The organism is Ruegeria sp. HKCCD7296 (assembly GCF_013110775.1).
GTDB lineage: Bacteria > Pseudomonadota > Alphaproteobacteria > Rhodobacterales > Rhodobacteraceae > Ruegeria.
Window position 1 is genome coordinate 54241 of sequence record NZ_WVRF01000020.1, and the last position, 12140, is coordinate 66380.

Below are 12140 nucleotides of genomic sequence, written 5' to 3' on the forward strand. Positions count from 1 at the left end.
GGGCTTTCAGGCCCGCCCGTTTAGGCCTTAGGCGGCCTGTCGTGATTGCAAGGCGGACAGCGCGTCAGACAGCTGTGCCTTGGTCCAGCCATCCGATACAGCTTGGTGCAAAATATCAGCCTGACTGTCGGGCGCGTTGCCGCCAACCGGTGGGTCCGTGTCCAGGTTGGTCGGAAACGGATAGCCCTCAGCAGTTGCGGCAATCGCTGCATCCAACTCTGCCGTGCCCAGCTCTCCACGTTGCTTCAGAGCGGCAAGGGACGAGAACACTGCCAGCGACATGGCATGCCGATCAATCATCTCCATCGCGCGCCCGAAAGGGGATGATATCTGCAGAAGGTTCGCCATCCGCTGAATATCCGCGCTGCTGTTCTCACCCGCCGCATGAAACAACGCCGGGTTGAAGAAAACGGCGTCACCCTTTTCAAGCGGCAACTGAATGTAGTTTTCCTCGAAATATGCGCGGTGAGCTGCGTCGTGAAAAGCCAGGTATCCCGGTGGGTAAAGCTGAGAGAACGGCAACAGTTTGGTTGGTCCGCTTTCCACTGGCATGTCACAATGCGCAACTGCCCCCTGCAAGGTCAGCGACGCTGTCACCAGATGGGCATGCGCCGGATACCGCGCAGCGCTCTCGGCCGTTTGGAAGCCCAAATGGTAATCCCGATGCGCCTGCTGTGCTTTACCGCCCGGGCGCACCTGATTGACCTGCGCGGTCACTTGGTAATTTGGCCCCAGCCATGCTTCACAGGCCGCAGCAATGGCCACATTCCCGAAATAAAGTGCAAAGCCTTCGGGGTCGCGAAAGCACTGTTTTTGCAGCGCATTCCAAATTCGGTCATTTGCGCCCGAGGCCGCAAAATGGTCACCTTCCCCACCCGCGCCCTGACGTTCTTCTTCAATAATCTGTTGGAAAACGTCAGTCGCCCGATCGATCACGGACGTGTCCGCAAAAGCGCCCTTAAGAACAACTACGCCCGCCGACTTGTCCAGCACGCGCGCCCATTCTGCCAGCAGAGATCTTCTTTCATCCGCCCTCTCCAACGCAGGACGCAGAGCGTGCATATCGTAGACTGGCACGTTCTTTTCCACCGACGCCGTGTGTGGGACCGCATCGGCTGTCAGGTTTTGTGAGGTCAACACCTTGAATTCATCCAGATCGCAGGATTCCCGGTCGAAATAGCCGACATACCCAAGTTCTTGATGGACCATGACATACTCCTCTCTCATGGCTTCGGTGTTGCCCCGTGGGGCGATGATTTAAGCGCTGATTTCCAAACCTGCTTTGCCGCAAACCTCGACGATGTGATCGTATCCCATTTTGGAGTACTCGTAGGGCGGCGCCTTGGCGGGGTCTTGTTCTGCCTCGACCACGATCCAACCGTTGTAATCCATCGCTTTCAATGCATTGGCCACAGCCTGAAAATCGATGCAGCCATCGCCGGGTACCGTAAAGGCACCTGCGATCACTGCATCAAGGAAGCTGCGGTTGTTCTCACGCGTGTCCTGCACAACGTCAGGGCGGATGTCTTTGAAGTGAACGTGATGCACCCGGTCACCCCAGCGGTTCAGCGTAGCCATCACGTCGCCACCGCCAAACAGCAAATGGCCGGTATCGAAACACAGCTTCAGTTCGGGACCCGAGCCTTCCATCAGCCAGTTTACCTCATCCTCGCTTTCGATGATCGTGCCCATGTGATGGTGATACGCCATCGGCATACCCTGATCTGCCGTCCACTTGGCCAACTCGCTCAGCTTGGCCGCATAGGCCAGAACCTCGTCTTTGGACAATCTGGGGCGGGCATTAACCGGCGTTCCAATCTGCCCCTGAACGGTATTGGAGCATTCGGCATAAACGATGCACGGGCTGTTCAGCGCAACAAACTGCTCAACTTGCTCACGAACAGCCGCAACCTCTGCATCAAAGTCGTTGACTAAGGTTGCGCCCGAACACCATCCGCCACAAAGCGCGATGTCGTTGGCGTCCAGATAGGCACGCAAGCCTTCGGTGTCGCCGGGCATCCGCTGGCCGCGCTCGACGCCGGTATAGCCAATCTCGCGCGCTTCTTTCAGCGCCTGCTCCATCGTATAGGCCGCAGTCAGATCAGGCAGGTCGTCATTCTGCCAAGCAATCGGAGAGATACCGATCTTCACGCTCATTTCGTGTTTCTTTCCTTGATGGCGACCTCATAAGCCGCGCGTTTTTCATTCACTTCGGGTCGGATGCTGACCTCGGGCACAGCCACTTCCCACCACGTTCCGCCATATTCGGTCGAGGGGTACGGGTCGGTGTCGATCACCACAACGTATGGGCCTTTGACGTCTGAACGTTTGGCCAGCGCGTCCTCAAGCTCGGCAATCGAGCTGACCTTGACCGAGGTCGCCCCCATCGCTGCCGCATGGGCTGCAAAGTCGATGGCAGAAGCCGTTTCGTGGACTGTGTGGTCGAGAAGGTTGTTAAACTCCGCCCCGCCCGTGCCCATCTGCAAGCGGTTGATGCAGCCGAAACCTCGGTTGTCGGTAACAATAACGGTGAAGGAAATCCCCATCATCGCCGCCGTCGCCATTTCGGAATTCGCCATCATATAGGTGCCGTCACCGGTAAAGCAGATCACATCCCGGTCCGGGTGGGCCATTTTGATCCCCATCGCGCCCGCGATTTCATAGCCCATGCAGCTGAAACCGTATTCCATGTGATAAGCCCCAGGGCCCGGTGCTTTCCAAAGCTTGTGCAACTCACCCGGCATTGTGCCTGCGGCACACATCGCAACGGTGTTTGCATCGGCCGCCCGCTGTACCGCGCCGATCACCTGCATATCCGTCGGCAGCGCGTTGCTGTCCTTTGGTGCATCGGTAAGCGCATCAACCTTGCCAAACCAATCGGACTTCAACGTCGCAGGCAGGTCCGGCGCACGATGGTTACCCAGCGCTTCGGCCAGTTCATTCAGACCAACGCGCGCGTCAGATTGCAGCGGCATCGCCCCGTGCTTTTCGGCGTCGTAGGCCGCGGTGTTCAAACTGATCAGAGCCCGCTCGGGGTTGGCAAACAAGCCCCAAGACCCGGTGGTGAAATCCTGAAAACGGGTACCAACGCCCAGCACAAGGTCAGCCTCGGCGCAGATGTTGTTGGCGGGTTCGCCACCGGTCACACCAATGGGTCCGACGTTCAGCGGATGATCCCATGCCAATGCGGATTTGCCCGCCTGTGTTTCGGCCACCGGGATGTTGTGCGCCTCGGCAAAGCTTTGTAGCGCGGCGGTTGCGTCCGAATAATGCACGCCGCCTCCCGCGACGATCACAGGGCGTTTGGCCGCCTTGATTGCCGCCACAGCCCGCGCCAGCTCACCCTCATCCGGGCGAATGCGACGCTGATACCAGACGCGCGGCTCGAAGAAGCTTTCGGGATAATCATATGCCTCGGCCTGCACATCTTGGCAAAAGGCCAAGGTGGCCGGGCCGCAGTCGGCCGGGTCTGTCATGGTACGAAAGGCACGCGGCAGGGCCGTCAGTAGGTGTTCCGGGCGCGTGACGCGGTCGAAATATCGGCTGACCGGTCGGAAACAATCATTCGCGCTGATGGTTCCATCCGAGAATACTTCGGGTTGCTGAAGCACTGGATCGGGCCCACGGGTTGCAAACACGTCGCCGGGCAGCAGCAAAACAGGCAGGCGGTTCACATGGGCCAGAGCGGCAGCGGTAACCATATTGGTCGCCCCCGGTCCGATCGACGAGGTCACAGCCATCGCCCGTTTGCGGCCCAGTTGCTTGGCATAGGCAATCGCGCAATGCGCCATGGTCTGTTCGTTATGGCCACGATAGGTGGGCAGGCTGTCTTTCACACCATGCAGCGCCTCACCCAACCCGGCAACATTGCCATGGCCGAAAATGGCCCAGACACCTGCGATAAAGGGCTCTCCGGCCTCGTTCATCTGCGCCCCAAGATAGCGCACCAGAGCCTGCGCCGCGGTCAGTCGGACTGTCTTGCTCATCATGATCCCTTTCAACTTGAAACCGCTGCCAGCGGCCCACAGGTTGCTTTTTTACGAAGATGTCAGGCCAATGCCTCAAGCCTGAATTGAGTGTGAGCTCAGGTGTCACCGCCCGGTCGGATGCCCCCCGAGGGGCATCCAGGTTTTCAAAGTTTAGACTGTACCGCCCAAAGACCCTTCCAGCTCGGCCATTTCCTGACCACCGGCCATCAGGTCCTGCAACTGTTCGGGGGTAATCTCACCACGGGTCGCCGTGCCCAGCGTTTTGCCGCGATTCAGCACGGTAAACCGGTCACCCACCGCCAAAGCGTGGCGCACGTTATGGCTGATGAAGACCACACCAACCCCCTGGCTGCGCACCTTGTCGATGGTTGCCAGAACATTCGAGGTTTGACGCACCCCAAGGGCCGAGGTCGGTTCGTCCAAGATCAGAATCTTGGCACCGAAATACACGGCGCGGGCAATGGCGACGGTCTGCCGCTCACCGCCAGACAAAGTGCCCACGGCCTGATCCGGCCCACGCAGGTTGATGCCCATTTTGCGCATCTCTTCCATGCAAACATCATTCGCCTGTTCGACATCGAACCGCTTCATCAGGCCTTTGCCCTTGGTCGGTTCGCGACCCATGAAGAAGTTGCGCGTGACACTCATTAGCGGGATCATGGCCAGATCCTGGAACACGGTCGCAATGCCCGCCTCCATCGCATCCCGAGGCGTGTCGAAATGCAGCGGCTTGCCTTCAAAGAAGATCTCGCCCTTGGTGGGTTTGTGCACGCCCGACATGGTCTTGATGAAGGTTGATTTACCTGCACCGTTGTCGCCCAGCAGGCAATGACATTCTCCCGGTTTGACGTCAAAGCTGACGCCCGCCAAAGCGATGATGTTGCCAAAGTGCTTTTCGATGTTCTTCATTTCGACGATGGGCGCCACATCCGCTGCCGCATCGCCGTGGTGGAACTTGGTATCTTCGGTCATATCAGCGCTCCCCGGTTACGCGCTTACGGATCGCGTTGTTGAACAGAACCGCAATCAACAGCATCGCGCCAAGGAAAACCTGGAACCAGTCCTGATCGAAGTCTGTATAGGTCAGACCGATGACAACCATACCGAAGATGATCGCACCAAAAAACGCGCCAATGGCCGAACCATAACCGCCTGTCAGCAGACAGCCACCAATCACGGCGGCGATGATCGCCTCAAATTCCTTCTGGAAGCCACGACGTGCGTCGGTCGAGCCTGCGTCGATCACGGTAATGATGGCGACCAGTGCGGCACAGCAGGCGGTCAGCATAAACAGCGAAACTTTGACCCGGTTCACCGGCACACCAGAGTTTGACGCCGCCGTGCTGTCGCCGCCCGACGCGAAAATCCAGTTCCCTGCCGGGGTTCGCAGCAGCACGTAAGTTGCTGCAAGCGCCAGAACAATGAACCACAGGATTTCAACCGGGATGCCAGGCACCTTGGGCGCACCACTTTTGAAGGTATCGATCATGCCTTTCTCGGCCAGCCAGGTAAACAGGCCGCCGAAAGCCTCGCCTGAAAAGAACGGAGCCAGCCAGTCGTTCTCAACCACGTCACGAACGCCACGCAACTGCGTCGATCCTCCGGTGGCGGCCTTCAGGCCAACCAACGACAGACCGCGCAGAATGAATAGGAAAGCCAGGGTCACGATGAAGGATGGCAGACCTGACCGGATCACGATGTTTCCGTTTATTGCCCCGACAAAAGCTGCAAAGATAAAAGTCATTGGGATCGCAACGATCAGTGGCAACTGCCAAGTGACCACACAGACGCCAAAGAACAGGCCCGCAAACGCCACCATCGAGCCGATGGACAGGTCAAACTCCCCTCCGATCATCAGAAGCGCGGCACCGATGGCCAGAATTCCCAACTGCGCCGCAGGTGTCATGAAGTTCATGATCCCGGCCAGGGTAAACATCGAGTCGTCTGCTGTGATGGCAAAAAAGATAACCACCAGGACAACACCGGCCATCGCACCGAGTTCGGGCCGTTTCATGAGTTTGGTCATGAAAGGTTCTTTTTTGACCCTTTCGTCCCCGGCGACTTGAGCTGAGTCACTCATCGTTTCCTCCCATTTGGGTGGGAACGGCGCTGCTGCGCCGCCCCGATTTGTTCAGGTTCCGGAATGGGTCAGCGAATGCCCTGCGAAGACAGTTCGATCACCTGAGCGGCCTTCTCCTGAGTCACCAGGTTGGGACCCGAAGGAACGTTGCCGCCGGGCATCAGGCCATATTTCGCGTGCAGGCCCATAAAGTTCACCGACAGGTACCCCTGCAGATACTGCTGCTGATCGATGGCAAATGCTGCATCGCCGTCCGCGATCGACTGCAGGAAGTTGGCCGACAGGTCGAAGGACGCAACATTTACATCCCGGCCCGAGCCTTTGACGGCTGCAACGGTCGGCTCACCGGCCGAGCTTGCACCCAATGCCATCACAGTGTCGACCGCTTCGTTTGCAGCCAGAGCAGCGGCAACTTTCGACTCGATTTCCGACGGGTCATTCGAGGTCGGAAGAACTTCGACATCACCACCGAAACCTTCCGCAAAACCTGCACACCGCAGGTCCAGCGCAACGTTGCCCACTTCGTGGTTCACACAGATCGCCGTTTTGCCACCCATAGCTGCCAGTTCTTCACCAGCGGCCTTGCCGGCGTCAAATTCGTCCTGACCCACATGCAGCAGCGCACCTAGGTCTTTCGAGACATCCGAACCCGAGTTGATCGAGATCACCGGGATACCGGCGGCAACCGCGCGTTCAATTGAGGGGCCAAGCGCATCCGCATCCGGGATCGAGACGATCAGGCCGTCAGGCTCCTGGTTCACCGCTGCATCTATCAATTGCGACATGGCCACCATGTCAAAGGTTTCCGGCGCGCGATATTCCACATTCACGCCGACGTCCTTACCGGCCTGCTCGACCCCGTTTTTCACAACGTTCCAAAACGCATCGTTGGCCTGGCCGTGTGACACAACCACGATTTCCTGCGCAAACGCAGGAGTGGCCAGGGCCAGAGCCCCGGCAGCAAGCGCGCCTTTCACAAATTTCTTCATTTCAGGTTCCTCCCATGATTTCAGTCTGATCTTCCGTCGGGGAACCAGCCCCGATCATCCGGCTGTGCCGAATCTGATTGGCTGCGGCGCAAAACCGAGCTGACGTAAGTTTGAAGAATTTCGATCATTTTGCAACCGGTTTCAAAACTTCTTCCATCCGAACCGGTTTCCCGGAGTGCATTGACAGGGTGGCGGCCTCGGCCATGGCAAGCGCGGCAACGCCATCCTTCAACGAAACCGGCACGTCCGACCCATTCGCAACAGCTTTGACAAAAGCAGCCCATTCTACCCGGTAAGCGGGCATATAGCGTTCCAGAAAGAAATAGGTTGGCTTCGCCCCAACAACGCCCTCGGCCGTTGATTTGACCACGGTATTTTCAAGCGCATTATGTACCTGCAACAAGCCCTTGGAACCCAGTAACTCGACCCGTTGATCATACCCATAGGCCGCGCGGCGCGAGTTTTTAATGACAGCAATACGACCATCTGCGTAAGTCATTGTCACCACAGCGGTATCCACATCGCCGGCTGCACCAATCTCGGCGTCGACAAGCGACGATCCGACGGCCGAGATGGTATGCGGCACATCCCCCATCAAAAAATTCGCCATGTCGAAATCATGAATCATCATGTCCCGAAACAGCCCGCCTGAAACTTTTACATAACTGACCGGCGGAGGCGCAGGATCAAATGATGTAATCGACAGCAGCTCGGCTGTGCCGACTTCGCCCGCCTCCAAAATTTCTTTCAGCGCCGAAAAATGCGGGTCAAATCGCCGGTTAAACCCAATCATCACAGGCTTACCCCGCCCGGACACTGTTTTTAAACATTGCACGGCACGGTCCAGGCTCAGGTCAACTGGCTTTTCACACAGAACCGCCTTGCCAGCAGCGGTCGCCGTCTCAATCAGGTCGGAATGCGTATCCGTCGGGGTTGCGATCAAAACCGCATCAATTTGGGGGTCTGCTATGATCTCATCCGATCCGCGCGCTTGCGCCCCATATTCGTTAGCAAGGCTTTCTGCCGCTTCCGGTACAGCGTCTGAGACTGCACAGAGTTTGCTGTTTGAATGGGCCGAAATGGCTTGCGCATGTACACGTCCGATGCGCCCAGCGCCCAGCAAACCTACCTTCAACATGCAACTCTCCCGAATCTTGGTATTGGGCGTAACAATGATTCTCTTTGCAACCGGTTGCAATATTTTTTTTCAACAGACTTGAGATTTCGCGACAGAACTCTCGAAACGATTGCCCTAAAGGGGCCTGGGGAAGTCTTCATGCAATGCCGTGTACGCCGAAATCCGCGTATTTTCGCATCTACGGGAATCCCCCAATTTCCGAACGCGGTGAATCAGGGTACGTTTCAGTTAAGGAACACACACTACCACTCTGTGACCCCTTAAAAGGGGCTGGCATGACCCCCTCGTCCAGCCCCTTTATTCTTCCTAAACTATTGATGGCTTGGCTAACTCTGATTTGGCAAGAACACAGGCCAGCAAACGTCAGAGCCGCCTTGCTATAGGGCTTTTTCACGGCTGCAAGCGCAGATGCAGCCGTACTTCAGTGCGCAACTTGTGAAAATGGCGATCCCTGAAGGACTCGAACCCTCAACCTGCTGATTAGAAGTCAGCTGCTCTATCCAGTTGAGCTAAGGGACCGCTACGCCCTTCTTGCTGGTTTTACCCGCAGGGTTCAAGAGGCAAGCGCATGAATGCGCTGTTGGGATCGGCCTCGTACCCAAAGATCGGCTCGCAATAGGAATAACCCAAAGCCTCGTAGAGCTTACGTGCCGCATCATATTCCGCCAGATGTGCGGCACCGGTTTCCAGAACAAGGGCTTCAATCCCCTCGGCGCGCGCAATGTCAGCCATGTGCTGCATCATCAGTCGCGCCAACCCACGACCCCGCGCCTGTGCCAGAATGTGCACGGACTTCACCTCGGCGGTTCCGTCCGGCAGCATCTTCAACGCGCCACACCCCAAGGGCTGCTGACCCTCGTAAATCGCCCAAAACCGAATCCCGGGCCCCGCCAGCGACTCAGCATCCATTGTATGGTTGCTTTCGGCAGGGCCTGCCGTTTCGCTATGGGAGAAATGCGCATCTACCACGGCGCGAAGCGCGTCCGAGGTCGGGTCGGCCTTACGAATGTCGATCATTTAGTGAGTCCAGGGACCGCGCCTGTCGGTAGCAAAGTTCTCGCCATAGCCACGGGCACGCAGATTTGGCTTACGTTTGTGCGGCTCGCTGACCTGAACTTCGATGCCGTTGTCCTTGGCGTAATCCAAAGCTTCTTCCTTGGTGTCGAATTTCAAGCGCACCTGAGTCTGCGTATCGTTGGACGACGTCCAGCCCATCAGCGGATCAACTTCACGGGCCGAGGCCGGGGCGTATTCCAGAACCCATTTGCGGGTCTTGGCCATCCCCGAAGTCATCGCGTTTCGCGAAGGCTGGTAAATCCGTGCGCGCATGTCGCCTCTCCGTACTCACTTGGCTGAGCTGTTTATGCGTCAGAGCGTGCCCGGGGGCAAGATTGCAATTGTAGCGGCTTTTACCCCCACACTGATGTCAGAAATTGTCATTAGTCTAAGATAAACCAGAGATACATCAAACGGCGAGGCATCTCGATGAATCATCAGTCGCAAGACATCAGGCCGCGTAGAGCACAATGATTCTGGATCAGCCCTTGCAGACGGACAAAATAAGAACAAATGTAGGGGCCTGATTGCGGAGCCTGCCGATGCCTTACGCCCATTCCGACAAAACCCAACTGACCGCCGAAGATGTGCGCGCGCGCCTGAAACTGGAAGGCGGCAAGCAGTTTGTGATGCACACCGAATTCAACCCCGCGGGCGACCAGCCAACGGCCATCAAGGAACTGGCTGGCGGCGTATTGGACGGCGAGCGCGATCAGGTTCTGCTGGGGGCAACCGGCACGGGTAAAACTTTCACCATGGCCAAGGTGATCGAGGAAACCCAGCGCCCAGCCATCATTCTTGCCCCAAACAAGACACTGGCGGCGCAGCTTTACGGAGAGTTCAAAGGCTTCTTCCCCGAAAACTCAGTGGAATACTTCGTCTCGTATTACGATTACTACCAGCCCGAAGCCTATGTGCCGCGCTCGGACACGTACATTGAGAAAGAATCCCAGATCAACGAACAGATCGACCGGATGCGCCACTCGGCCACGCGGGCGCTGCTGGAACGCGATGATGTGATCATCGTGGCGTCAGTGTCTTGCATCTACGGTATCGGCTCGGTCGAGACCTATGGGGCGATGACGCAGGATCTGAAAGTCGGCAATGAATACGACCAGCGGCAGGTGATGGCCGATCTGGTCGCCCAGCAATACCGCCGCAACGATCAGGCGTTTCAGCGTGGATCGTTCCGGGTGCGGGGCGATTCACTGGAAATCTGGCCCGCCCACCTTGAGGATCGCGCGTGGAAACTGTCGTTCTTCGGCGAGGAACTGGAACAGATCACCGAGTTCGACCCTTTGACCGGAGAACGCGCTGCCACGATGGAGCAAGTGCGGGTCTACGCGAACTCGCACTACGTGACGCCGAAACCCACGATGCAGCAGGCGATCATCGGGATCAAAAAGGAACTGCGCATCCGGCTGGACCAACTGGTGGGCGAAGGCAAATTGCTGGAGGCTCAACGGCTGGAACAGCGCACCAATTTCGATCTGGAAATGCTCGAAGCCACTGGCGTCTGCAACGGGATCGAGAACTATTCGCGCTACCTCACGGGCCGCGCTCCGGGTGAACCGCCCCCGACCCTTTTCGAATTCATCCCCGACAACGCCATCGTCTTCGCCGACGAATCCCACGTCAGCGTTCCGCAGATCGGCGGCATGTACCGGGGAGACTATCGGCGCAAATTCACGCTGGCTGAACACGGGTTCCGCCTGCCGTCCTGCATGGATAACCGACCGCTGAAGTTCGAGGAATGGGACGCCATGCGCCCGCAATCCGTCTTCGTCTCGGCCACCCCCGCCAAGTGGGAGATCGAACAGACCGGCGGCGTCTTCACCGAACAGGTGATCCGCCCCACCGGCCTGCTGGACCCCGAGGTCGAGATCCGCCCGGTCTCCATGCAGGTCGACGACTTGCTGGACGAAGTGCGCAAAGTTGCCGCCAATGGGTTCCGCACGCTGGTCACCACGCTGACCAAGCGCATGGCCGAGGACCTGACCGAATACCTGCACGAACAGGGCATCAAAGTGCGTTACATGCACTCGGATATCGACACTCTGGAACGCATCGAAATCCTGCGCGACCTTCGGCTGGGGGCGTTCGATGTGCTGGTCGGCATCAACCTGCTGCGCGAGGGGCTCGACATCCCGGAATGCGGTCTGGTCGCCATTCTGGACGCGGATAAAGAGGGTTTCCTGCGGTCCGAGACTTCTCTGGTTCAAACCATCGGTCGTGCCGCGCGCAACGCCGATGGTCGGGTGATCATGTATGCCGACAAGATCACCGGTTCGATGGAGCGCGCGCTGAACGAAACCAACCGCCGCCGCGCCAAACAGCTTGCCTATAACGAAGAACACGGCATCACGCCTGAGACGGTTAAGAAAAATGTCGAGGACGTTCTGGCCGGTCTCTACGAAGGCGACGTCGACATGAACCGCGTCACCGCCACCATCGACAAACCGATGCACGGGGCGAATTTGGAAGCGCACCTGGACGGGCTGCGTGAGAAGATGCGTAAGGCCGCCGAAAACCTGGAATTCGAAGAGGCCGCCAATATCCGGGACGAGATCAAACGTCTGGAAGCGGTCGATCTGGCCGTCGCCGACGACCCCATGGCACGGCAATGGGCGGTCGAGAAAGCCTCGGAAGACGCGGTGAAGTCGCGCGGACGGTCAACGGCTGGCAGGCCGGGGCAGCGGGGCGGGAATGTGAAGAGGCGGAAGCGGTAGTAGCCACACAGTTCACCCTGCAGAATGCCTGGTTGTCGTGATCTTTACACTCCTCAAACTGTTAAATTGTTTCTTCTATTGCTCCATGACACCAGATACATTTCTAGGCTCAGGACTCATAGCCAAAAGATAACGAGTGCGGCGAGCGCGATTGCAGAG

Annotated in this window: 10 protein-coding genes and 1 tRNA gene; 1 reads left to right on the forward strand and 10 read right to left on the reverse strand. The window is 57.8% G+C overall.

Translation table 11 applies throughout. The annotated features are described in order from the left end of the window. Positions 1-27: 27 nt before the first annotated feature. The 10 genes from GS632_RS19995 to GS632_RS20040 form a co-directional block, all read right to left on the reverse strand. On the reverse strand, positions 28-1209 hold the full coding sequence (locus GS632_RS19995; RefSeq protein ID WP_171179332.1) for a phytanoyl-CoA dioxygenase family protein: 1182 nt from the start codon (positions 1207-1209) through the stop codon (positions 28-30). Between the two features lie 48 nt (positions 1210-1257). Further along, positions 1258-2157 (reverse strand): myo-inosose-2 dehydratase, encoded by a 900-nt coding sequence (iolE, locus tag GS632_RS20000; protein WP_171179331.1) that lies wholly within the window; start codon positions 2155-2157, stop codon positions 1258-1260. Next, positions 2154-3986, reverse strand: a complete 1833-nt coding sequence (gene iolD, locus GS632_RS20005) for a 3D-(3,5/4)-trihydroxycyclohexane-1,2-dione acylhydrolase (decyclizing) (RefSeq protein WP_171722372.1) — start codon at positions 3984-3986, stop codon at positions 2154-2156. Before iolD ends, iolE begins: the two co-directional genes overlap by 4 nt. Before the next feature lie 153 nt (positions 3987-4139). Next, positions 4140-4961, reverse strand: coding sequence for an ATP-binding cassette domain-containing protein (locus tag GS632_RS20010; RefSeq protein WP_171179327.1), 822 nt, complete (start codon positions 4959-4961; stop codon positions 4140-4142). A gap of 1 nt (position 4962) precedes the next feature. Further along, complete coding sequence (locus GS632_RS20015; protein WP_171179325.1) at positions 4963-6069, reverse strand: ABC transporter permease; 1107 nt, start codon at positions 6067-6069, stop codon at positions 4963-4965. Between the two features lie 68 nt (positions 6070-6137). Then, the gene (locus tag GS632_RS20020; RefSeq protein WP_171239051.1) at positions 6138-7058 is read right to left on the reverse strand and encodes a sugar ABC transporter substrate-binding protein; all 921 of its coding nucleotides are present in this window, start codon (positions 7056-7058) and stop codon (positions 6138-6140) included. A gap of 124 nt (positions 7059-7182) precedes the next feature. Then, entirely contained in the window at positions 7183-8196 is a 1014-nt protein-coding gene (gene iolG, locus GS632_RS20025; protein ID WP_171722373.1) for an inositol 2-dehydrogenase, read from the reverse strand. 442 nt (positions 8197-8638) lie between these two features. Then, a tRNA-Arg gene (locus GS632_RS20030) sits at positions 8639-8715 on the reverse strand. Between the two features lie 21 nt (positions 8716-8736). After that, entirely contained in the window at positions 8737-9213 is a 477-nt protein-coding gene (locus GS632_RS20035) for a GNAT family N-acetyltransferase (protein WP_171179319.1), read from the reverse strand. Beyond that, positions 9214-9525, reverse strand: coding sequence for an ETC complex I subunit (locus GS632_RS20040; protein ID WP_171105518.1), 312 nt, complete (start codon positions 9523-9525; stop codon positions 9214-9216). A 269-nt stretch (positions 9526-9794) separates the two neighbouring features. Between GS632_RS20040 and uvrB the strand changes: the two genes are divergently transcribed. Then, positions 9795-11981, forward strand: coding sequence for an excinuclease ABC subunit UvrB (uvrB, locus tag GS632_RS20045; RefSeq protein WP_171179317.1), 2187 nt, complete (start codon positions 9795-9797; stop codon positions 11979-11981). The last annotated feature ends 159 nt before the right edge of the window (positions 11982-12140 follow it).